The 23,943-nt window shown below is 38.1% G+C and carries 21 protein-coding genes and 1 tRNA gene; 8 read left to right on the top strand and 14 right to left on the bottom strand.

The window, feature by feature from the left end; genetic code table 11:
- Nucleotides 1-78: 78 nt before the first annotated feature.
- The 4 genes from BCL90_RS07120 to BCL90_RS07105 all read right to left on the bottom strand — a co-directional run bounded on the left by BCL90_RS07120 (nucleotide 79) and on the right by BCL90_RS07105 (nucleotide 6,489).
- Entirely contained in the window at nucleotides 79-318 is a 240-nt protein-coding gene (locus BCL90_RS07120) for a hypothetical protein (protein WP_121283288.1), read from the bottom strand.
- Between the two features lie 100 nt (nucleotides 319-418).
- Complete coding sequence (locus tag BCL90_RS07115; RefSeq protein WP_121283287.1) at nucleotides 419-859, bottom strand: PaaI family thioesterase; 441 nt, start codon at nucleotides 857-859, stop codon at nucleotides 419-421.
- A 282-nt stretch (nucleotides 860-1,141) separates the two neighbouring features.
- On the bottom strand, nucleotides 1,142-3,598 hold the full coding sequence (locus BCL90_RS07110; protein WP_121283286.1) for a TonB-dependent receptor: 2,457 nt from the start codon (nucleotides 3,596-3,598) through the stop codon (nucleotides 1,142-1,144).
- 500 nt (nucleotides 3,599-4,098) lie between these two features.
- On the bottom strand, nucleotides 4,099-6,489 hold the full coding sequence (locus BCL90_RS07105) for an ABC transporter permease (protein ID WP_121283285.1): 2,391 nt from the start codon (nucleotides 6,487-6,489) through the stop codon (nucleotides 4,099-4,101).
- A 383-nt stretch (nucleotides 6,490-6,872) separates the two neighbouring features.
- Between BCL90_RS07105 and BCL90_RS07100 the strand changes: the two genes are divergently transcribed.
- The gene (locus tag BCL90_RS07100; protein ID WP_121283284.1) at nucleotides 6,873-7,331 is read left to right on the top strand and encodes a MaoC family dehydratase; all 459 of its coding nucleotides are present in this window, start codon (nucleotides 6,873-6,875) and stop codon (nucleotides 7,329-7,331) included.
- A gap of 162 nt (nucleotides 7,332-7,493) precedes the next feature.
- Nucleotides 7,494-7,727, top strand: a complete 234-nt coding sequence (locus BCL90_RS07095) for a hypothetical protein (protein ID WP_121283283.1) — start codon at nucleotides 7,494-7,496, stop codon at nucleotides 7,725-7,727.
- Between the two features lie 363 nt (nucleotides 7,728-8,090).
- Here the strand turns inward: BCL90_RS07095 and BCL90_RS07090 are convergent, their stop codons facing one another.
- The 3 genes from BCL90_RS07090 to BCL90_RS07080 form a co-directional block, all read right to left on the bottom strand.
- Nucleotides 8,091-8,477: a hypothetical protein gene (locus tag BCL90_RS07090; RefSeq protein WP_121283282.1), complete on the bottom strand. Its 387-nt coding sequence runs from the start codon at nucleotides 8,475-8,477 to the stop codon at nucleotides 8,091-8,093.
- 225 nt (nucleotides 8,478-8,702) lie between these two features.
- The gene (locus BCL90_RS07085; RefSeq protein ID WP_121283281.1) at nucleotides 8,703-9,419 is read right to left on the bottom strand and encodes a DUF92 domain-containing protein; all 717 of its coding nucleotides are present in this window, start codon (nucleotides 9,417-9,419) and stop codon (nucleotides 8,703-8,705) included.
- 124 nt (nucleotides 9,420-9,543) lie between these two features.
- Complete coding sequence (locus BCL90_RS07080; protein WP_121283474.1) at nucleotides 9,544-10,242, bottom strand: DUF1826 domain-containing protein; 699 nt, start codon at nucleotides 10,240-10,242, stop codon at nucleotides 9,544-9,546.
- A 166-nt stretch (nucleotides 10,243-10,408) separates the two neighbouring features.
- Between BCL90_RS07080 and BCL90_RS07075 the strand changes: the two genes are divergently transcribed.
- The 3 genes from BCL90_RS07075 to BCL90_RS07065 all read left to right on the top strand — a co-directional run bounded on the left by BCL90_RS07075 (nucleotide 10,409) and on the right by BCL90_RS07065 (nucleotide 13,435).
- Nucleotides 10,409-11,413 (top strand): aldo/keto reductase, encoded by a 1,005-nt coding sequence (locus BCL90_RS07075; protein ID WP_121283473.1) that lies wholly within the window; start codon nucleotides 10,409-10,411, stop codon nucleotides 11,411-11,413.
- A gap of 9 nt (nucleotides 11,414-11,422) precedes the next feature.
- Nucleotides 11,423-12,310, top strand: a complete 888-nt coding sequence (locus BCL90_RS07070) for a helix-turn-helix domain-containing protein (RefSeq protein ID WP_121283280.1) — start codon at nucleotides 11,423-11,425, stop codon at nucleotides 12,308-12,310.
- Between the two features lie 393 nt (nucleotides 12,311-12,703).
- Nucleotides 12,704-13,435, top strand: coding sequence for a hypothetical protein (locus tag BCL90_RS07065; RefSeq protein ID WP_121283279.1), 732 nt, complete (start codon nucleotides 12,704-12,706; stop codon nucleotides 13,433-13,435).
- Between the two features lie 123 nt (nucleotides 13,436-13,558).
- On the opposite strand, the gene BCL90_RS07060 is transcribed toward BCL90_RS07065, so the two are convergent.
- The 5 genes from BCL90_RS07060 to BCL90_RS07040 all read right to left on the bottom strand — a co-directional run bounded on the left by BCL90_RS07060 (nucleotide 13,559) and on the right by BCL90_RS07040 (nucleotide 18,787).
- Nucleotides 13,559-13,632 (bottom strand) — tRNA-Arg (locus BCL90_RS07060).
- Nucleotides 13,633-13,862: 230 nt separating this feature from the next.
- Nucleotides 13,863-14,096, bottom strand: coding sequence for a hypothetical protein (locus BCL90_RS07055; protein WP_121283278.1), 234 nt, complete (start codon nucleotides 14,094-14,096; stop codon nucleotides 13,863-13,865).
- Nucleotides 14,097-14,837: 741 nt separating this feature from the next.
- On the bottom strand, nucleotides 14,838-16,001 hold the full coding sequence (gene uxuA, locus BCL90_RS07050; RefSeq protein ID WP_121283277.1) for a mannonate dehydratase: 1,164 nt from the start codon (nucleotides 15,999-16,001) through the stop codon (nucleotides 14,838-14,840).
- A 67-nt stretch (nucleotides 16,002-16,068) separates the two neighbouring features.
- A complete protein-coding gene (locus tag BCL90_RS07045) occupies nucleotides 16,069-16,893 on the bottom strand; it encodes an SDR family oxidoreductase (RefSeq protein WP_121283276.1) in 825 nt (274 codons plus the stop codon).
- A gap of 64 nt (nucleotides 16,894-16,957) precedes the next feature.
- A complete protein-coding gene (locus BCL90_RS07040; protein WP_166792190.1) occupies nucleotides 16,958-18,787 on the bottom strand; it encodes a glycoside hydrolase family 2 protein in 1,830 nt (609 codons plus the stop codon).
- A 252-nt stretch (nucleotides 18,788-19,039) separates the two neighbouring features.
- Here BCL90_RS07040 and BCL90_RS07035 point away from each other — a divergent pair, with 252 nt between their 5' ends.
- A complete protein-coding gene (locus tag BCL90_RS07035) occupies nucleotides 19,040-20,077 on the top strand; it encodes a LacI family DNA-binding transcriptional regulator (protein WP_121283275.1) in 1,038 nt (345 codons plus the stop codon).
- A 203-nt stretch (nucleotides 20,078-20,280) separates the two neighbouring features.
- Here BCL90_RS07035 and BCL90_RS07030 read toward each other — a convergent pair whose 3' ends face one another.
- Nucleotides 20,281-21,510 carry an MFS transporter gene (locus BCL90_RS07030; RefSeq protein ID WP_121283274.1) on the bottom strand — a complete coding sequence of 410 codons (1,230 nt, stop codon included), beginning with the start codon at nucleotides 21,508-21,510 and terminating at the stop codon, nucleotides 20,281-20,283.
- Nucleotides 21,511-21,680: 170 nt separating this feature from the next.
- On the opposite strand from BCL90_RS07030, the gene BCL90_RS07025 reads away from it, so the two are divergent.
- Both BCL90_RS07025 and BCL90_RS07020 read left to right on the top strand, forming a co-directional pair.
- The gene (locus tag BCL90_RS07025; protein ID WP_121283273.1) at nucleotides 21,681-22,124 is read left to right on the top strand and encodes a MarR family winged helix-turn-helix transcriptional regulator; all 444 of its coding nucleotides are present in this window, start codon (nucleotides 21,681-21,683) and stop codon (nucleotides 22,122-22,124) included.
- Between the two features lie 46 nt (nucleotides 22,125-22,170).
- A complete protein-coding gene (locus BCL90_RS07020) occupies nucleotides 22,171-23,007 on the top strand; it encodes an MBL fold metallo-hydrolase (RefSeq protein ID WP_121283272.1) in 837 nt (278 codons plus the stop codon).
- Nucleotides 23,008-23,359: 352 nt separating this feature from the next.
- On the opposite strand, the gene BCL90_RS07015 is transcribed toward BCL90_RS07020, so the two are convergent.
- The gene (locus BCL90_RS07015) at nucleotides 23,360-23,872 is read right to left on the bottom strand and encodes a glutathione peroxidase (RefSeq protein WP_121283271.1); all 513 of its coding nucleotides are present in this window, start codon (nucleotides 23,870-23,872) and stop codon (nucleotides 23,360-23,362) included.
- Between the last annotated feature and the right edge of the window lie 71 nt (nucleotides 23,873-23,943).

Below are 23,943 nucleotides of genomic sequence, written 5' to 3'. Positions count from 1 at the left end.
GAAAATATAAATTAAAGCAGCATAATCCTGCAGACCAGCTACAGGATTTATACTACAATATTTTTATTAGGTAAATTATTAAGATGTTTGAGGAATAGATATCCTGTGGATAATTTCATCGATGGCATCGGGATCAATTGCTACGTTTTTCGAAGCACACCATTTTTCTGTTTTATTATCTAGCCAGATACAGAAAGAATGATAGCCATCTAAAACAACGGCATAGGTTTCATGAAAATCATCTTGAATACGCATGCAAAATCCCTTAAAAATTTTGCCTCTCACATCGAATTGCAGGGTGGAATAATTTTCTAACATGGCTCATTATATTTTTGGTTAATGTACAACAAATTATAAACGAGAATGTTTCGTTAATTTAAAGGAATTAATAATTAATCTTTAAACTATCAGAAAAAACTTAACCTATGTTTAACATATTGGAATAGCCTTTAGCAATTAAACGCTTTTTTGAGGGTAAAAATATTTCACATTGCAGATTTAATATCGTGCGTCCTCTTTTTACAATCGAGGTTTCTGCAATAACTTCGTCGCCTTCACTGGCCGTGGCAAAATAATCGATATAATTATTCACCGTTGTATACCGTTCATTTAATCCCATCGTAAAAACAGTGGCACCAATTAAATCATCTATAATACCTGCGGTTACACCACCATGCAAAATTTGATAAGGATTGGTCATTTCTTTACGGATGGTATACTGGCACACCAAGATACCATGTTCTGCTTTAATTAAAACCGGAGCCAGCCAGTTCATAAAGTTTGAAGGCGAATTGGAAATTACCTTGCCAATTGATTGCCTTAAAAAAGTTAAACGCTGTTCGCTTAAAGATGGTTCCATTAGATGTAAAATGTTATCATGTAAGATGGTTGAGGTAAAAGTAGGAAAAATGGAGCATAATCGGTAGTCCATAGTCCATAGTCCATAGTCCATAGTCCATAGTCCATAGTCCATAGTCCATAGTCCATAGTCCATAAGATGGAACGGCTGGCAGAAAAAAGGTTTAATGGCGCTAAAGAAAAATGGAAAATGTAATCATGTAAGATGGATAATGGGCAAGTCCACCTAATAGTCATCCATCTCCCCTCTTACATCTTCCATCATCCATATTATCCTCCATTCTTAAATTGGTATTATAACTTTAAAACTTAGGTTCCTGCCCATATTGTAAATCCCTGACCGGCCATTGGACGAGCGGTTATAATATTCGAAATACTTCAACCTGTTTAAATTTGATTGATAGGCGATATTGAAAATATTATCGGCCTGAAGAAAAATATCACAGATGTTTTTTCCTTTTCTTGTTTTCAGCGCTGACCCTATTCCACCATTGATTAAAGTATAACCTGAGGTAAAGGTTTCCGTATTATCCAGCGCATAAAATTTATCCTGATCAGCGAAAAAAGCAGCATCAATTTTAATATAAGGTTTATCAAAAATACCTACAGGCTTTTGCGCTGTTGCTTTGATCTCTGTTCTCACTTGTAATGGCGGAATAAAAGGCAAATATTTCGCGTCTCTACCATGTTTATTTAACAGTTCCTGGTTCTGGTTCAACCCGACTACATAAGCGAGACTATTATTGAAACTTAGCCATTTGAAAGCCCTTGGATGGAGATTTACAGAAATCTCTGCACCGTATAACCTGGCTTTTGATTGTTGGTACTGATAGGTTAAGTTACCAGGAACAATAACCACCGGATTTCCGCTGGCATCAGTTAAGCGCGATTGATAAATGTAGTTCTGAATGTTGTTATTAAACAGTTCTACACTAATATCAGCATCTTTTAAGTAAGCAATAATGCCAATATCTTCCTGAAGGTTAAATTCAGGCTTAAAAGTCCTGTTACCCAAATACACGATATGTGCGCCTGGATCTAAGCCGTTCGAACCGATTTCTGTAATATTTGGAGCCCTGTACCCTCTTGCAATATTGGCTTTAATCAAAAGTTTTTCTGAAATATTATAAGTTAAGCCCAGGCTTCCTGATAAGCCATAATAGTTTTTATTGAAGGAAGGGAACTGCAACTTGCCGGTGGGGTTATTGGGGCTTACCTGTTCGCCGAAACCCGTTTGTGCATTCGTACCTACATAAAAATCGCCCCAATTGATATTCCTTCTATCGATTCTGATTCCGCCGGAAACATCTATCTTGCCCATCGATTTCTTTGCGAAATAAAAAGCACCGATATCGAAAAGATCATAATCGGGAATAGGAAAATCGGTAGCGGCCTTGCTCCTGTTTCCCTGGTACATACCATTTACCCCGATAGTACTTTCGATCCCGGCAAAGTCTGGCAGATTGTATTTAAGATCGTAATTAAAAGTGTTTAACACTACATAAAGCCCTGCCTGACTTGGTAATGTAGGGTGGTTATACTCTCTCCTCACGCTTTGCTGTCCGCCAATCAATACATTTAAATCACTCGTTCCAAATTTAAACTGACTGGTGTTATAAAAACGGTAATGTTGAATGTGCTGATGCAAGGGATTGATGGAATAGGTATTCAATTCACTTTCAGGCACAACAGGTCTGTTTTTAATATCGTCTCCATCATCCAAAACCTGTCTGGTAAATCGTCTCGATAAAGAATCTCTGCTACCATCAGGAATTTCCATCAAATTATCGTAATAGGTAATTGCTGTTTTAGTAAAACCCCAGGTCTTATCTACTCTGGCACTGGCAGATAAATTGTATTCTCTAAAAGCTGTTCCGTACACCAAACCATCAATTTTATTTTGGTAATTATGTGCTGTTTTCCCGGTCGCCCTAAAGGTATATTTCCAATCGTTTTTAATGTAGGCCAATCCGAGCGATGAACCAATCATCCCATTATTACTTTGGTAATTTGCAGTAAAATCTCCCTTCAACTTTCCATCTTCAAAATTCGGCGTATAAGGAATCATATTAATTACTCCAGCCAATGCATCTGAACCATAAGTTAAACTGGCCGGACCTTTTACAACTTCAGCCCTCGTAATGCCATATTCATCCACCTCAATTCCATGTTCATCGCCCCACTGCTGCCCTTCCTGCCTTAAACCGTCATACAAAGTTAACACACGGTTGTAACCTAAACCCCTTATAAAAGGCTTAGAAACATTTGGGCCCGTGGTAACCGCTGTAATTCCTGGCACGCCTTTCACAATGGCTTCTATCAGGTTTGTATTAACATTTTGATCCATTGTTTTTTTAGAAAGTACAGCAATAGGCACAGGACTTTTCCGTAATTGTGTTGCCCGGTTTACCCCCGTAATTACCACGTCGTTTAAATCTGATGCTAAACTTAATAAGTCAGCATTAACCAAAGTCGTATCTCCTTTTAAAGTTATTCTAATTCGCTTTGACTGATAACCGATGCCTGAAAAAACCAGATCGCAATTCCCAGGAGGGATTCCGTTGAATTGATAACTACCTGAACTTCCAGATTTTGTTGACTGATTAGTTCCTAAAATTTTAATGTTAATATTTTCTACAGGACTATTCTGAGAAGTCACTATTCCCTTAACTGTAGCCTTTTGGGCAATGGCATTTAGTGATATAAAAAAACAGAAGCAATATAATAACGGGGCTTTCATGAATTAAAATGATTTGTCTAAATATAATTTTAGACAAATCTAAATTTTAATTTAAATATATCAAATAAAATATTTAGATGATATTTAAGATAAAGGTAGATAAGCGTTTAGCGTAAGACGAAAAGTCTTTTTTAATGGAGAGAGGTGGTATGGAATGCTTACAGTTTCCGGCTTTTTTTTGATCTATCAGAAAACTATAGCGTATGTCGCCAACAGATTAGCAGATTTACGCAGAGATGGATCCTTCGATTAGGCTACAATTGACAGATCTCTTAAGAAAGGTTGTCATTGCTGACGATAATCCGAGGTGATTTAATCCCTTTAAATTCTTATTTAATTTTATTGATTTTTATACAATAATTAACTCTCAGGGTGACATATTTAAGGGAAATAATCAAGCAAAAGGCTCTTCAAATACACTCAGCGTAACACACGTAGATATGGTAGTACTTAAAACACTTGAGTATTTTGGGTTATATACAATTGAAATAATTTAAAGATTATTCGTATTTAAGTGCATTTATAGCATTTGCATTTGCCGCACGATAAGATCTGAAACTTACGGTAATCAATGTTAGCACCATTGATGTTGCCATAGCCAATATAAATGGCCAAAACCCCATAGAAGTACGGTATGCAAAACCTGACAACCACTTATTTGCCAGGATGTAGGCTAACGGCCATGCAATTAGATTAGCGACAAAAACCATCCTGATAAATGAACTATTCAGCATTTTTACCAACTCTAACGTTGTAGCGCCAAGCACTTTCCTGATGGCCATTTCACGCGTACGTTGTGCCGCAACAAAAGAAACCAGTCCGAAAAGACCTATAAATGAGATAAACATAATTACACCTGCAAATATCCTAAATAAAAGACCTGTAATGCGGTCTGACTCATAATACTTGTTAATATCATCATCCATAAATTTGGCATTGTACACTTCGTTAGGGAAACTGCTTTTCCAAAGGTTTTCTATCTCTTTCATGGCCGGGCTGATCTGCCTGGCATCAAGCTCAAGTCCCATATTATAGTATTGCCTTTTTTCCTGGTAAAAAACCATTGGCGATATTTTTTCTTTAAGTGACTGGTCATTAAAATCTTTAACTACACCAACTATAGGCCCTGTTCTTCCATTCTGTGAGATTACTTTCCCAAGCGCCAACTGTGGGCTAGCAATACCTATCTTCTTTACAAAGGTCTCATTTGCAATGTACGCATTAGCTGTATCACTCTTTTGGTAAACTTTTCCCGCCACAAACTGTAGTCCGAACAGATCAAAATAATGTTCATCGCTCATGCTCAGGCGAACTTCAAAATCTTTGTTCTCTCTGCCATCAACATAAAAATTTGTGGTGTTCATCATACCAGAAAGTGGTGGCCTAACAAAATAGCTTTGTTTTTCTACGCCCGGAACATGAAGCAGTTTCTCCCTAAACAGTTGTTGACGGCTCATGCTTGCACTATCTCCTGGGAAACCAAGGAGAACTACCGCATCTTTGTTAAAGCCAAGCGGTTTTTCCCTCACATATTGCATTTGCCTGATGACGACAACTGTGGCAATAATAAGTACAATGGTAATACTGAACTGTATCACAATCAATATCATTCTCAAACTTAGATTCCCAGATTGGATGCTTATTTTATTTTTAATGGCTAAAGCCGGACTAAAGCCCGAAATAATCATTGCCGGATAAAATCCTGCCAAAAAGCTGACCAGAACAACCAGAAAAAACAAAAAGATAAAAACTGTAGGATCCGTAAATAAAGATAATGAAACTTCCCCTTTAAAAATATGCGATAAAAAAGGTAACATCAACTCTGAAAAGATACAGGCCAAAAGCATAGAAATAACTGTTATCGTTGTGGTTTCAGCCAAAAACTGAAACACGAGCTGCCTGCGCATGGCCCCCATCACCTTACGTACACCCACCTCTTTTGAACGGTTAACCGACTGCGCTGTTGCCAGATTAATAAAGTTGATGCAGGCCGTAACCATTAAAAACAGACCTATAATTGCCAGGCCGTACACTTCCTTTTTGGTAATATTTGTTTCAGCAAAATTATTATAACGTTCGCTAAAGTGAATATCAGATAAAGCCTGAAGATGACTACGTTGATTGCCGGCAAGCTTTTTTTGCTTTAGATATTTATCGTTCATTCGTTCTAACGACTGTTCAAATACAGCCATCGAAGCACCAGGTTTTAGCAACACAAAACATTCGTTATAAGTGCTTACAGAATCCCAATCCTGATTATTTTTGCCATAAAAAGTAGGATAACTGATCATGATCTCCAATGGAATGCTACTACTGCCTGGCATATCGGCAATTACACCAACTACTCTTAGCTGGATGGAATTCCAAAAGGTAAAACTTTTACCGATGGCCTGTTGAGCAGAACCAAAGAAAGCTTTAGCGGTTTTTTCCGAAATAACTGCAGTATTGGGTTCTGAAAGCGATTGGGTTGGTTTCCCATACAGCCATTTCACCTGTAGGATATCAAATAAGTCAGCCTCTGTAAAATATACATCTTTTACCGCTTTAAAATGTTCGGTACCATTACCATTGCGTACAAGTATAACACCACTATTGCGCGAAATTCTTGCAATTTTCTCTATTCCTTCTAACTCTTGTTTAGCAGCCGGAGCAAACGGTATGGGTACACCTGCAGAATAATCATCAAAATTATTATATTTCCAATCGGTTACAAACCTATATATCCGATCTGCATTTTTAAAGTGTGTATCAAAACTCAATTGAAACCTGATAAATATGAAAATCAAAATGCAACTAGTCATCCCGACAGACAGACCAAGTATGTTAATCAAGGTATATGATCTGTTTTTAATCAGATTTCTAAAAGCAATTTTCAAGTTTAATCTGAACATAGAGTTAAATTTCGGCAAACAACTCCATTCTTATGCCAAATATAAATATGCGGTTTAAAACGAGGAAAAGGCGAATAAAATACAACTACTGTTCATAAACGAACAACACTGTTCGCAAGCGGACAGTAAATTTTAGTAACAATATATAAATTCTCAAAATCGCCTTACAATCTATATCTAACTGATTATAAACAACCTGCACTGATTAGACTAAAATCGTCAGAAAAATCCCTTCAAAATTTTTATCCGTATATCGTCAAAAACACGGTTATTATGATTATAATTGGATGCAAAAAAGTGAGTGAAACTATAATACCTGAAGGACTGTTATACCTAAGGGAGTTGTAAACAATACTAATCCTATAAAAAGATAAACAGAATATATGTTGGTGATTAATAATTTTGAAGAGTATGAATCGCATCTGGGTAAAGAACTGGGTGTTTCGCAATGGCATACTATAGACCAGGCACAGATCAATAAATTTGCCGATGCAACCCTGGATCATCAATGGATACACACCGATCCGGAGAAAGCTAAAAATGAGGGACCTTTTAAGGCAACAATTGCACATGGGTATTTAACCTTGTCATTAATTCCTTATTTATGGAAGCAGATTGCAGATGTACGTAATATTAAAATGGAAATTAATTATGGCATTGAACGCTTTAAATTTGGTCAGGCCGTTTTAGTGGATAGCGAAGTGCAGTTAAAAGCTAAATTAATTTCTATCAGTAATTTGAGAGGAATAACTAAAGTTACCATTCAGGCTACTCTTGTAATTAAAGACCAGCCAAAACCAGCATATGTGGGTGACGTGGTATTTTTATATCATTTTATATAGATGCTAAGGTGATCTGGCAAATTGAAGACCATCATTTTTCTATTTTCCTATTGACTTAACGCGATATGCGCCCGATACGGTTTCCTAATTGTTACATTGGTCTGGAAATAATTCTGCTGACTAGGCGTTAATTTAAATAGATAAGATTATTAAATTTGACATATGGAAAACATCATCACCCCTACCCAATTAATCATCAACCATGCGAATAACGGTAATAAAGCTACTTTAAAAATTGGAAGTAAATTTCAATGGGATCCTAAATATGCATCAAAAGAAACGCCTTCTTTTGATTCTTTTAAAAGCGAAATCGAAAAATTTTACGAATATAAATTGGTATTTGGTTATGAAGGTGCTGTTGGTCAGAGTATTTATATGGTAACCGGTGTGAAATAAACTACATCAATCAGTTCTTAAGTATTATTAAGGATTGACCAGTCCTTATAAAATAGATTAGTTCAATGAAAATGTATCGAAATGATGCTTAAAATATAAAAAGCCCGGATATCCATCCGGGCTTTTCTTATCAACTAACCTAAACTTATAAATACTAACCAAATATTTATAGCGCAAATCTAAATATCGATTATTAAGCCAGTGTTAAATATTTATAACATGTTATGGAAAATTGATTCTCAATAATTATCGATACAGATATAGGCTATTTTCCGGGGCAATCAGGCTTATTTTGCTAAACTGCCAACAATGCACTGACCTGTAAGTTAAAATCAACACTTAAAAAAGTAATACCGCAAACGATTATTTTACAGCCCGGGTCGCCGTATCAAAAGACAGTACCAGATTCTTCTGATCAACCTGTTTTAAAGGCACCTCATGTTCCTTTTTACCAATGCCGGTGGTAAAATAAAATTCAGCTTTAACAGTCTCTCCTTTTTCAACCCCTTCGTCAAACAAAACAATCCCGAACAGGGTACTGTCCACTTTCGATGAGGCCACAATACTCACTGTACCTAAATTATAGTTGCCGTTATTCTTCAGGGTCACAACGCCCTGTTTATAGGTGTAACTCACTCCTTTTAATGTTCCCAGATAGGTTTTATCCTTGCTGGTAATAGGCTTGTAGGTTTGCCCGTAACCTGAAAATCCACAGGCTGCAAGCAGTAAAACAAAAATGATTTTTTTCATGATCTTATGGAATAAACAATAGTATAAATATCGCGAAAAAACTTATTATAAATTGGCGAAAAATAAATTTTGTTTATGCAAAAAGATGATTTCAAAAATTAAGGCAGTAAGGTATAATCGGCCTGATATTAAAGGTGAGTACGATTTTCACCATTGAAATTATTAATAGTAATTGATAGCATAATCTGCATTGGCCTACATTTTATCCAAATATTCACAGCAATTTTAAATAAAAATAATTTTCAATATTAATACCGCCAGCATGGCTGTTAATGTATTCAAAAAATTGACCATATCATTGCCGATTCTACCTTTGCGCTCAAGTACAGCACCCAAAATAGAATCCGTCAGGTTTCCTACCGTACCAGCAATAACGATAAAGTAAAAGTTAATATTCCATCCGTTTCCCAGCGCATAAATTGCAGCAATAATACAGCTACCGCCAATACCGATCAACGTTCCTTCCAGACTGATTACACCATCCATGCCGCAGCGGTCGGGCCGGAAAGAAATAATATTAAAAAACCGTTTTCCATAAACCATCCCCAGCTCGGATGACAGCGTATCTGCAGTAGCCGAAGCAAAAGCTGCCGCCATTGCCGGAAGCATTAAATAAGTGAGGGAGGGATAAAACAAAATTACTATAGCCGCAATACCAGCAGCCCCGGCGTTGGCCAGCACCTGCAGCACGCTACGGCCATTTTTAGTTTCCGCGTTTGTGGCAAAAGGCTGCTTTTTATGCTTCTGCCACGAAGTGGCTGCAGAACCCATGATAAAAAACAGGCTCATCATCGCAACGCCTGTATAACCAGCAGCAATATAAATAAGACAGGCCAGCATACCTCCAGTCACCGCAGCCGGAACAGTGAGTTTTTTGGCCAGGGTACTATAAGCAATACCAGCAATTATGATGATAGGCAAAAAGATGCCGTTATTAAACATATCGCAAATATATTTGAATTATATTGATGAAAAAGCCATAACACATATTTACCGATGTCATTAGCACCTGAGAAAAACAGAAAACCATAACATTCTATCTGCTTAAAAACTTAGCCTGGCTAATTTAGCAAATGAGCAACAATCTATATTCCCCATCATTTTCTATTGGTGCCCGGTGGATACAGGGTAAACACTGTTTCTCAGGATGATCTACGGCAAGTCTCCATAAATGGCCCAATCCCAGGTTTACAGGTACTCCACCTGGCTTGGCCTGATAATGCAGCTCAAAATAATGTTCCGTCAAAAAGCTATCAAAATCTTCCTCGGTACCATTATGCAATTCCCTGAGCTTTTGCCGGATTTCCGGCACCTGTACTTTTTGCTCAGCCTGATGATTGGCTAAAATTTCGCTGGCGGCACCATAGTAGGTACATAAAAAAGTATCTGTGCCAATGGGCGATCGGTCTACATGAAAAGAATATACATCTGTTGAAATGAAATCAAACTCCTCATCCCGCTCGTAACCTTTAATTAAATTAAGGGAAGGCGATGCTCCGGAATCTGCCAACAGCTGAAAATCGCTCTGGATAACCGCCCTGGCCATACTTCCTTTTTCTGAAAGCTCGAGTGCCTGGAGATCTTCAATAGATATTTCCGTCAGATCCGCTTTCAATTCAAGTTTGCACACAATTTCCTTAAAATCGCCCAACAGGTCTCTATGCAAGCAAACGGCGTTAATATCTCCCTTAAAATCTGTATCCAAAAGATCAGAAAAAGTGGAGACCACCGCAATCTGTGGACGATCAGATTTTTTTTTATCCATTTTTAGTGAAGCCATATAGCCGATATGAACTACAAAAATAAGAGTTAATTTTTAAGCTTCTCATAAATCAAAACATATAGACATTAAAAAAATCATTCCTTGATTTGCTTACAAGCTTCAGGGGTTTGCATACATGCTTATAATTTGGCTTGCCGACCTTTGGATCATGGAAATAAAAAAAATAGCATTGGGCAGCCAGGGTCTGGTTGTGCCTTCAATTGGCCTTGGATGCATGGGCATGACGGGCTTTGAAGAGGGGCATATGTATGGCCCAGCAGATGAACAGGAAGCCATCGCGACGATTCACCGTTCGCTTGAATTAGGTGGTAATTTTTTAGATACTGCCGATCTGTACGGACCGCTGAAGAATGAACAGTTGATCGCCAAAGCGATCAGTGGCAAACGTAATCAGTATATTTTAGCGAGCAAATTTGGCTGGGAGATCGATGATAACAATAAGGTAACCTGGGCAATTAATGGTAAGAAAGAATATGTAAAGAAATCTTTGGAACGTTCGCTCAAAAACCTGAATACAGATTACATTGATCTGTATTATCTGCACCGCCTGGATAAAAACACACCGATCGAGGAAACGGTTGAGGCAATGGCCGAGATGGTTAAAGAAGGAAAAGTGGGTTATATCGGTTTGTCTGAAGTTTCATCTGAAACGGTTAAGCGGGCGCATGCCGTGCACCCGATCACTGCCGTACAAAGCGAGTACTCTTTGTTTGAGCGGACAGTGGAAGAACGTGGGATTCTGGCAACCTTAAAGGAACTGGGCATTGGTTTTGTAGCCTACTCACCACTAGGACGTGGATTCTTATCCGGACAGATCAAAAGTATAAATGACCTACCTGAAAACGATTTCCGCAGGGCAATTCCGCGTTTCCAGGGTGCACAGTTCGACAAAAATATTGAGTTGGTGAAAGCCATCGAAGCAATGGCTGAAGCTAAGCAGATTACTTCGTCGCAGCTGGCATTGGCCTGGATCATGAGCAAGGGCATCCTTCCGATCCCGGGAACTAAACGACGGAAATACCTGGAGCAAAACATTGCGGCAACAACCATTGTATTAACTGAGTCGGATCTTGCGCAACTGGAAAACATCGTGCCTTTGGGTACGGATACCGGAGCACCTTATGATGAGTTCAGTATGGGCTTAATTGATTAAATTTGTTTTATGAACTCCATTAACTCAATATCAGAATTTCACCGTTTGCTATCCTTACCAGAACCTCGCCACCCGCTGGTCAGCGTGATCAATCTGGCGGAAAGTGTCTTTTTGGAAGACGAGATCTGGAAAGGTTTCGTTAACCGCTTCTATTGCGTGGCACTCAAACGTGAAGCCAAAGGCAAGATCAGGTACGGACAGCAACATTACGATTACGATAAAGGAGTATTGAGTTTTACTGCACCTAACCAGGTACAACAACTGGACCTGCAAAATATGGAATGCGGGTCTGGTTACCTCCTCATCTTTCACCCGGACTTCCTGCTACAGCATCCCCTGGCCCATACGATTAACCACTACGGTTTTTTCGATTATGCGGTTAACGAAGCGCTGCATCTGTCTGCCGAAGAAGAAGATGACCTCATCACTATCCTGCATAAAATCGACAAGGAGTGCCAGCATATCGATAAATATACCCAAGAGATCATTCTCACGCAGATCGAGAGCCTGTTAAAATACTCCAACCGTTTTTATGAGCGGCAGTTTTTGACCCGCAAGAATAATAATTCAGCACTACTAACCAGGTTCGAGCAGTTGATCGATGATTATTTTAACAACGACGTACAGGTTTTGCTCACGGTACAATTTATTGCAGAGCAAATGAACCTTTCACCGAACTACCTGAGTGACCTGCTCCGGGTTCACACCGGGCAGAATACACAGCAGCATATCCATGAAAAACTGATCGCAAAAGCCAAGGAAAAACTTTCCACAACCAGCCTCTCGGTTAGCGAGATTGCGTATGCGCTGGGCTTTGAGCACCCGCAATCTTTTAGTACGCTTTTCAAAAAGAAAACGAATTCGTCGCCGCTGGAATTTCGTCAGGCTTTTAACTAACCAACACATATTCGAGGAGGTATAAATCCAGGTGATTTTAGATTTAACTATATAAAAATGGGCATTGCATAAACACCACAATTCATCTAAAATGAAGTATAAGCCGAAATGACATTCGGAATAAAGTTGCAATGAGTGTTCTAAACGAATCTCCTCTCCCCCCCCGCTATCAAGCTGACTATTAGCTGAAATACCTTGAAAATACTCAGATATGCACACATGGTAAGGTAGTGATCATAATTCCTAAACCAATCCTTTCCTCAAACGGGGTCAGGGAAAATTTGGCAAATAAGTGTTAAAGCATAAACACACTTGACATTTTAATAACTATATTAGTCTTATCTAAAGTTAAAAAAAGTTTTTGTCGATTTAACATATTACGCTATCTCAAATATGAACACTTACGCTAAACAAAAAACAGATAACGAAAGTAAAACTTCTAATCATACTTATTCACAGAAAAACTACCAGCAGAAAGCAGTTTCACAATTTGTAGATAATAGAACAAAGGCTGTTGCACAGCGGCAATTTCAGGAGACGTTAAATAATCGCTACGAAGCCATCCAGTTCAAAACCTTCGAGAACAATACAAAAAGTAACCAAACTTCTTCTAATGTTATACAATTTGGCCGAGGCAGACCATCATTTTCCGGTCCTGCAGCAAAAATCAGGAAAACCGGCAATGGTCATGTAAAAGCCAAGAAATACGATATGGCTCATAGGCTTTCTTTAAAAGATATTAAGACGATTGTGACCAGCAAAGACCATTTTCTTATTAAGCAGGTTATAAAAAAAGTAACCATTCCTGAACGTGATTTTGGCAAATACAAAAAAGGCTTCAAAGGCTACTATAATGATGTGAAAGACATAACCGATGAAAGTTCTCTGATTAAAGCATTAAACAATAGTCCTTTTAATTTAAGGCCTGGAGATCCATCAAGGAATAGAAGTTTGGGTGCTGCTTTTGACGGAAACGTTGATGATGATGGATATGAAACTGATCAATCAAAAGCTTTGAGGCCTCTTGCAAAAACCCATGGTAAGAAAGACATAAGATCAAGTTATTTAACAGCCAAAGAGCTTAAGAGTTGGGAAAAATCTGCATATGATGGTTTAGATATGTAAATACGCAAAAATTCAGGTTGATTAGAAATTATCAATTGATACTCTTCTACTTGACCCAACTTAAAGAAGTATATAAATGAAATAAAAAAAGGCTTCCAGTTTTTAACTAGAAGCCTTCAAACGTACCCCGGAAGGGACTCGAACCCCTGACCCTCGGTTTAGAAAACCGACGCTCTATCCAGCTGAGCTACCGAGGCTCATTTTTTAATGAGCTGCAAATATAGAAGTTCTATTTAATATGTAAAAATATATTTTAAACTATTTAGAAGCTGCTTTTCTCAATTCAAATAAGTAATTAAGAGCGAAGCAATTAAAATTTAATTTAGGCTAAATAAATTTTAATTCTGCTCACAAAAAACAACATTAAACACCGTATTCCCGGCTAAAAGATCGGAATAAGTTAGCTAAAAATGATTAGAATTTTAATTTAAGCGTCTTCCCCGTTCCAGATATCGTCATCTGCATGCCGGATTTCGTCATGACTGGAGGTTATGCTCTTTAATTCTTCGTGGTGATAATTCCTTTCTGGATTTTCAGGCAATCCACTATCTTGATCTAACGGTACTTTCCTCAAATGCTCAGGCTTTTTAACCTCTGGTAAATCGTCATGCACAACAGAAGGCGTTAAGATCTTCTTCTTGGGATTATTGCTATTTTCCATAATTTTAAGAGACTCAAATTTCAAGCCACAAGCAAAGGTGAGTTAAAATTTTGGCAATCGGGGTGTATTTCTGGATAATAAGGATAAACGGTATTGTTTGGCGGTTGGCGAAAGGCGTATACAAGCGCAACTATTACAAAAATACGCACAAATAAATCTGTGTTTATCTGTGGTAAATTAAACGCTAAAAAGATCCTTCGGACTACGCTACTATTGACAGCCCCAATAGAAAGATCATCATTGCGAGGCACGAAGCAATCTTAAAGCGCTCGCTACTAGCGATAGTTGTAAGATTGCTTTGTCGGCTGAAAGGCCTCCTTATAATGATGTTTATTTAAACAACTGATATTTAGTGTTATTTTTTTGACCATATAAGACATTTAAGGACCATATAAGTTTATATGGTGTGAATTACTTAATGAATTAGATGTTCTTAGGTGTCTAAGGTGGTTAATTAAACTTCATAATCTTTAATTTTTACGACCACCTTAGACATCTTAGCTCAATGAGTTTTGCAGGATGCAAAATCTTAAACATAATACGTTAGAAAGCGCGTACAGGACGTCATTCCTATTTTTTTCAGGCCACTGACCTGATGGTTACTTGCAATGACAATTCCTCGCCGGCACATAGCACAAAAAATCATCTGTAACTAATATTCATTTTTACACCAATAAATTATCCCTCAGGATGACAAAAAAATGGGGATAGATCGAGAATGTGTTTCTCCAGGAAATTTGTTTAGTAATTCCCTGTAACCCCGATTTCTAAGCCCCTCAGTTCGGCCAAACCTCTTAACCTGCCAATAGCCGAATAACCCGGATTGGTTTCTTTTGCCAGATCATCCAACATTTGGTGACCATGATCTGGACGGAAAGGAATCGATTTATCGCGCAATGCATTCTCTTCTGTTAATGCTTTCATGATTTCATACATGTTTACATCACCACCTAAATGATCTGCTTCGTAAAAACTACCATCTTCATCTTTCTTGACGTTCCGCAAATGCGCAAAATACACCCGCTCTTTAACCGCATTGAAGATTTCTAATGCATTATTACCCATACCGGCACCCAAAGAACCCGTACAGAAACAAACACCGTTAAATGCCTGGTCTACTTCTTTAATGATGTAATTAAAATCTTCCAGTGTACTTGCTATCCTTGGCAAACCTAAAATAGCATAAGGCGGATCGTCCGGGTGAATGGTCATTTTGATGCCTTCCTCGGTGCAAACCTCAGCAATAGCGGATAAGAAAAATTTCAGATTTTCTTTTAAGCCCTGTGTGCCAATGGCTTTGTATTCATTAATACTGTTGCGCAGGGTCTCCAGTTCGATTTCTTTTTCGTTAGGGATTCCCATTAATACATTGATACGGAGATCAACCAAATCCTGTTCTGATAAAGTAGCAAATTTAGCTGCAGCACGATCCAAAATAGATTTCGAATAATCAGCTTCTGCACTCTCTCTCTTTAAAATGTAAAGATCAAAAATAGCCAGATCGATCCAGTTAAAATAAAGCGCTTTCGATCCATCGGTCATTTCGAGGTCCAGTTGCGTACGTGTCCAGTCTAAAACCGGCATAAAATTATAACATACAATCTTAATTCCGCAGGCAGAAAGGTTACGCAAAGAGGTTTTATAATTTTCGATATACTGCCCGGCATCTGCCCTACGCGTTTTAATCGCTTCGTGTACGGGAACACTTTCTACAACCGACCAGGTTAAACCTGCAGCTTCAATAATGGCTTTTCTTTCCTGAATATCTTCCAATGGCCAAACTTCGCCATGCGCAATATGATGCAATGCAGTTACAATGCCTGTAGCGCCAGCCTGTTTAACGTCTTGTAAGCTAACCGGATCGTTTGGACCATACCAACGCCAGGTTTGTTCTAATTTTTTCATTATATAATATATGATTATACTGATTTATATGATTACACCGATAATAGTTGGAGCATTACTCTGATATTTAAACGCCAGAGAATGCAGTAAATCCACCATCCACTTTAATATTTTCGCCGTTTACAAATTTAGAGGCATCACTTAGTAAATATACCAATGCACCAATTAATTCTTCAGGAGCACCGAAACGTTTAAATGGTGTTTTATAAATAATGGCCTGCCCTCTTGCGGTTAAACTACCATCTGCATTGGTGAGTAAAGCCCTGTTTTGGTTGGTGATAAAAAAGCCCGGAACAATTGAGTTGATCCTGATTTTATCCTGGTAGCGGTTGGCCAGTTCTACAGCCATCCATTTGGTATAACAATCTATTGAAGTTTTGGCCAATGAGTAACCCAATACGCGTGTAATGGCCTGGTTAGCCGAAACAGATGAAATATTCACAATACTTCCCCCATTTTTTGCGATTTCTTTACCAAAAATCTGCGTAGGCAAAATGGTTCCAAATAAATTGAGGTCAAATGCCTGTTTCAGGGCTGGAATATTAAGTTCAAAAATATCACTTCCAGGCTGGATCACGGCTTCTGCCACATTTCCACCTGCGGCGTTTACCAGAGCATCTATACGGCCAAATTCTTTGATAATGGTTTCATTCGCATCGAGCAGGTTCTGTTCATTCAGTACATCAGCAATAATATAAATGGCTTTTCCACCTTCTTTTGTTACATCAGCAACCCTTTGCTTTGCAGCCTCTTCGTTTCTTCCAATCACAACGATTACAGCACCCGCGGCACATAATCCATTTACAAAAGCCTCACCCAAAACACCTGTAGCACCAGTAACCACTACTACCTTGTTCCTTAACGAAAACAGACTCTCTATTTCTTTTATCATCTAATTAGTTCTTTTATTTATTCTATATCCTTTCGTGAATCAAAAGATTACGGTTGTTCATCTATTATTTATATTTAACCTGCATCTGGTCGTAAAAATCCTTCAGTACATAAAAGGCTTTCTTTTTCTTGCCTGTTTCACTGATCAATCCTTTACGGTTCCAGAAATTCTGATAAATTGGATGTTGTCTTCTTGGTGACCTGAAGTCAGTTAAAATCCATGGCGTCATCCCGCGTAAAGCACCGATTTTGCTCAACATGGTAATCTGGTTTTTATACAATGCCTCCTGGTACTCTTCGCTCCAGCGGGTATTTTCATCAGCGTGGAATCCGCCCAGTGCATCGCCACCAAATTCAGTCACGACCACAGGTTTTTTATATTTGATATCGAAATTGTATTTGGTAATTTCGGATGGATTACCTCCCCAGTACCAACCAGCGTATTCATTAAAACTAACCAGATCAATTTTTTCGCCCAAAGGATCGTTTAAAATGATCGTATTCCCTTCGCGGTGTACCTCTAAAGCGGCAGCTACCAAACGGGTATCGTCCAAGGCACGGGCAGTTTCTGCCAAATTGCTCATAAAACTTAAACGGGCATCGCTAAGCGGGGTTTCATTCCCAATCGACCAAACGATTACACTTGCCCTGTTTTTATCGCGTACAATTAAATCTGTCAATTGTTTTTTGGCATTGGCATAGGTAGCCGGGTTAGTCCAGCTAATGGTCCAGTAAACAGGCACTTCGGCCCAAACCAATAGTCCCATTTCATCGGCAAGGCGAATCATCTCTTCGTTATGCGGGTAATGTGCCAGGCGAACGTAGTTACAATTCAAGTCTTTTGCCCATTGCAGCATCATCCGCATATCCCCTTCTGAGCGCAAACGCCCGGCTAAAAGAGGGTTTTCATCATGTAGTGATATTCCTCTTAAAAAAACAGATTTACCATTTAACAGGATGCTATCGCCATCAACCCGAATGGTTCTGAAACCAATTTTATCATTAATATCTTCTTTATCGGTTTTAATATTTACTGCATATAATTTTGGTGTTTCCGGCGACCATAAGCTTAAATTGTTCCAGGTAAACTCATCAGCAATTTTACCTTCGCCATCTGTTTTGTATTTCTTTTCGAGCTTAAGCTCCGGGATAGAAAGCGTAATTTCTTGTCCGGCAGTGGCGTCGGCAAGTTTTGCTGAAAAACTTAACAGATTATTATTTCCTTTAACAAGCTGAAGTTTGTAATCACTGATAAAATGCTCAGGAAATTCTGCTAAAAAAACATCACGTGTTATGCCACCATAATTCCACCAATCGGTATTTACAGTTGGAATTTCATCCTGTTTACGGATATTATCAACTTTAAGCACCAGGGAGTTTTCGCCAGCTTTTAAATTATTGGTTACATCGAACTGGAAGGGTGTAAATCCACCTTTGTGCACTCCTAGTTTTTTACCGTTAAGATAAACATGGGCTTCGTAATTTACCGCACCAAAGTAAACGAAATACTTTTTCCCTTTTTCGGGTTTTGCATCAAACTTTTTGCGAAGCCAAACATTGCCCTCGTAAAGCTCTAATTTTTCTGATTGCGAGTTCCAATCACCCGGAACATTCATTTGAGGCGAATGATCGAAATCATACTCAATCAGCTCTGACTTATCTTTCTGAACTTTATCATCATAAAAACCTCCGGATCCGGTATTCGACTGATCATAAGGATCATGACGATAATCGTAATAACCATTTTCATAAGGATCGATAATATAATTCCATTTACCATTAAGACTCTGGATTTTCCGACCCTGAATATTCTGTATAGCGGTAACCTGACCGTAACTGAATGATGAAAGGAGCGAAAAGCAGATTAAAAATACGCTATAGGTTGTTTTTAGCATAACTTAAGTTTTAATATTATTAATTGATCGTTTCAAAACTAACAATTAATTGCGGACGGTTTCTCTGTCGTTAGCCTAAATTTAAGCAATATTCTGTTTTTGCCTGGTTTATATTGTGGTAACGAATTTAGAAAAGCTTAAAAGATTAAATGGTTTTAAAAAGGCCAAAACGCCATAAAATCTACCAAAAATACATTTCAAACGTTTGAAATAATTGCTTTTTTTCTTAATTATGTACTGAGATTGGAAAAGATGACGAACAATACCCCTGTTACACTGAAATTCTTAGCTGATAAGTTAAAGATGTCAGTTTCAACAGTATCAAAAGCCCTTAATAACTACCCGACTATAAATGCATACACCAGGCAGCGCGTTCAGGAAATGGCCCGCGATTTTCATTTTACGCCGAATAAATCAGCTATCAATTTAAAGGAAAAGAGATCGCGCATTATTGGCGTTATTTTACCCAATCTTTTAGATCACTTTTTTACCAGGAGTATTTATGGCATAGAGCAATTTGCCACACAAAATGGATACAACGTGATTATCAGTCAATCTCACGATGAACTGGAAAAAGAGATTCAATCTGCAAATATGTTATTGCGGAGCCGGGTAGATGGCTTAATAGTGGCTATTTCGAAGCATACACAAGATTTTACACACCTAAACCAGTTCGAAAACATAGGCATTCCGGTGGTGTATTATACCCGGAACCCTAGTTTTAACCTCAACTGCCACAAAGTATTGTGCAATACTTTCCAGGGATGTTACCAGGCTACTAAGCTTTTAATAGACAGAGGGCATCAGAAGATCGCTTATTTGGGTGGTCCCAAAATGATTAATTTCACGCACGATCGCTTTAATGGCTATATCAATGCGTTAAAAGATAACGAGGTGCCTTTTTCATCAGAATTAGTTGCTTACACCGATTTTGATAAGGAAAATACAATCACGGCAATTAAGAATTTATTTGTTTATCCCGAAAATAAACCCACTGCGCTTGTGGCTTTTAAAGAACCTATCTTATTCGACGCGATCAAGTACCTAAGATCCACAAAGCACTTCAAAACCAACGAAGTGGAGTGTATAGGATTTGGCAACACTTCTTTCATCAGTTATCTCGATTCGCCCCCTATCGCCTCTATTGAAGAAAACCCCGAATCGGTAGGTGAAAATGCAATTTCATTATTGATACAATTGATTAACAAAGAAATTGATATTCATAATTACCAAAAAGTAATGGTCGATTGTAAGTTGATTGTGCACGGGTTAAATGCGGGTAGCGTATAGCGGCTGGCGTTTGGCGTTTTAACCTACTCTGTAAAAATCTGCGTTTCTTTTCTGCTTAATCTGTGGGAAACAATTTGCACTAAACCTTAATGTTTCTTAACTCCTTAATGGTAAAAAAAGCAAAATCTGTTTTTACAGATCTCTCCATTCCACTGCGTTTCTGTCGAGATGACGCCACGATTGGAGAAGTTTCAAGGAAAATATTAATTCAGCGACATTGCACTGCTATTCAATTGATTTCTATGTTTTTCATGATATACAAACGCTGCCACAATCAATAATCCTGCAACACCTTCGAAAGCCACAACCACTTGCGTGCCGAAAAGATGCGCCAGGTAGCCCATTAACAAACTACCAATTGGCAATACCCCCTGGTAAGCCATAATATAATAACTTAAAGTCCTGCCGCGCATTACATCATCGGCGTGGGTCTGCAAATAGGTATTAATAGATGAGTTTTGCGCCATTAAACCCAAAGCAGCCATACCGGTACAGATTAAAGCCAATATTAACGATGGAGATATGGCCAGTGCCACGACAGAAATAGCCAACAGTACACCCGACATCATTACAATTTTCTGTAGATTCTGACCTGCCTTTAAAGTAGCCATGTAAATTGCCCCGAAGAAGGCCCCAAGTCCGGCAGCACTTTCAAACCACCCAAATGTTGTGGCGTTTCCATTAAAAATATCTTTTGCAAAAACAGGCAATAAAGTAGTAAAAGGGATTACCAATAAACTCGATGCAGCCATCATTAATACCATAGAGGCCAAATCCGGAGATGATTTAAGATAATCGTAACCTTTTTTCAGGTCAATCCAGATATTTTCTGTCGATTTTTGGTGCTCTGTGAGTTTCAGTTTCATCATGACTAAACAGCCTAACACCGCAATAAAGCTTACAAAGTTAACCAGGAAACAGATATCTTCTCCCCAGGCACTTAAAATTACGCCTGCCAATGCCGGCCCGACTAGCCTGGCCGCATTAAACATTGAAGAGTTGAGCGCTATGGCGTTTGGCAAATCTTCTTTATCATCAATTAAATTTACCATTAACGATTGGCGCGCAGTCACATCAAAAGCATTCACCAGGCCCTGAACCAGCGAAAGTGCTGCAATCCAGAATATATCGTACACCTTAAACCAGATCATTAAAGCAAGAGCACCAGCCTGAAGCATCAGAATGATCTGGGTAATTACTAATATCTTGTATTTATTATGCCTGTCTACATAGCTACCTGCATAGGGTGCCAGTACCAGCGAAGGGATTAAACTCAAAAAAGTAATCAGTCCTAACAAAAATGCCGAACCTGTTAAACGGTAAACCAACCAGCTTATGGCAACACGCTGCATCCACGTGCCTATTAGTGAAATAGCCTGACCTGTAAAAAATAACCTGTAATTGTAATGTCTTAACGAACGAAAAATACCCATGATTAAAATAGTAAAGTAACTTTACAAAAGTAAAAAATTTTGATTAAACTCTAAAACCAAAACAACTCCTTTTTATCACGAAAACATCATAATTTACACACCGAATAAAAGTTACTTAGTTTATCTATAAAAATTAAACCTTATATTTGTAAAGTTTATTTACCAATAAGATGCCTACTCAAACACAAGAGATTGCCGCAAAGTTAAGGAGCACTGTTACCCGCTTAACCAGAGAGCTACGCAAGCAGAATGTAAGTTCGGACTTTAGTAACGCTGAATTACTGACCATGTCATTACTGGAACAGCATGGTAAAATGCTTTCTACAGAACTGGCAGACATGGAAAGAGTATCCAAGCAAGCTATTTCGCAGATCATTAACCGCCTGTTTGATGCCAAATGTGTAGAGCGTTTCCCAAGCGAAGAGGATAAACGAAAGGTTTTTATCGGCTTAACCAAACTTGGCGAAAAACACATTATTGCAACTAGAAAAATAAAAGAAGAATGGCTGGTACAAACCATGGAAAAAATCTTTTCTTCCGAAGAAATCAACCTCATCCAGGCTTTCCTGCCCCTGCTTTCGCGTTTAGTAGAACACAACGGTGCAAGAGTATAATTTTCTTTTTTGCTTCGCCAAATAAGCCTTATCTTGCAAACTGAAAATGGCATTATATTTTACATCAATCAATTCGGGCAGTAATGGCAATTGTTATTATATAGGTAATGATAATGAAGCCGTTTTGGTTGATATTGGCCTAACCTGTAAAGAGGTTGAAATCCGGATGAACCGTTTGGGTTTACCTATAGACAAAGTAAAAGCAGTTTTTATCTCGCACGAACACAGCGACCATATTAAAGGGGTAGCTGTTTTTGCTAAAAAATATAAACTCCCGGTCTACATCAGTACAGCTACCTTAAAAAGCAGCCGGCTTCTTTTGGATGCAAACAATACCTTTTCATTAAGCCATCAACAGCACATTCATATTGGCGACTTAAAGATTGCTGCCTTTTCTAAATTTCACGATGCGGCTGATCCTTATAGTTTTACTGTTGAGAGTAATGGCGTAAGGGTTGGTGTTTTTACAGATATTGGCGCAGTATGCGATCGTTTAATTACCCATTTCAAAAGCTGTCATGCCGCTTTCCTGGAAGCCAATTACGATGCACAGATGTTGGAGAGTGGTAAATATCCTTATTTTTTGAAAAGAAGGATTACGGGTGGACATGGCCACCTGAGCAATACACAGGCATTGGAACTTTTCATCAATCACAAGGCGCCATACATGAGCCATCTCTTATTGAGCCACTTATCAAAAGATAATAATAACGCAGAGTTGGTTGAAAATCTTTTTAAAAATGTGGCTGGCGATACTTTTGTAAAAGTAGCTTCAAGACATGAGGAAACAGCGCTTTATTACGTTAGCAACAGGCAAAATAAACCTGAAGTTTACAGCTTTGACCCTAGCCTGTACCAACCCGAACAGCTTAACCTGTTTTAACATCTCAGCGTCAAAAACATACTGGCTTTTTCCATCAATTCGGTTACAGTACCGCCTATTTCACGTTATCAATGGCGATTGAGCTGTTAACACTATATCTACCAACAATAAATTTACTTTTCTAGAAAACTTTTTATCTCAGCAGGCGTTTTATATAAACTTCATAAATAGTTTGTTTGGTTTATTTGGGGCTTATGGATTTAAGCCCCTTTCTTTTTCACAAATTTCCAATCCCATAATATATAATGCATAAAAAAAGGCAAAATGGCTTAAACCACTTTACCTTTTAATTTATTTAAAGAAGCGAAAGATTAATACATCTTCCCTCTTACATTGTCCATTTTACATCCTTCTACAGGTTTTTAATAATCGCCTCGTCAGTAGGTTTTGTTTTTGAACGGAAACGGTGTACCAATTCTCCTTTTTCGTTGATTAAAAATTTCTCAAAATTCCATTTAATATCGCCTTGCTCTTCAGTATTCGTCTGAGAAGTTAAATACTTAAACAAAGGACTGATGTCATCGCCTTTAACACTGCTTTTTTCTGCAAGCAAAAACGAAACATTATACTTTCCGGTACAAAACTCTTTAATTTCCGCATTGGTAGAAAATTCCTGTCCGCCAAAGTTACCTGCCGGGAAACCGATTAATACTACCTTTTTACCATATTGTTTCTGAAGTTTTTCTAAATCTTCGTACTGTGGCGTAAAACCGCATTTAGATGCTGTATTAACAATTAGGATTTTTTTGCCTTTAAATTTAGAAAGCTTAATTTCCTTACCATCAATGGTTTTAAAGCTGAAATCGTAAACATTTTTTGGTGGAGATACCAATAAGTTTAATAGGATTAGAATTGTGCTGATCATCGTTGTTTTTATTTTTATATACGAATATAAGTACAAATCGGTTGTCTTGATGTAATGTGGCTGTAAATTAT

Source organism: Pedobacter alluvionis (assembly GCF_003664035.1).
In the GTDB taxonomy this organism is placed as follows: domain Bacteria; phylum Bacteroidota; class Bacteroidia; order Sphingobacteriales; family Sphingobacteriaceae; genus Pedobacter; species Pedobacter alluvionis.
The sequence above is the reverse complement of the archived record's forward strand: the minus strand, read 5'-3'. Positions and strand labels throughout refer to the sequence as shown.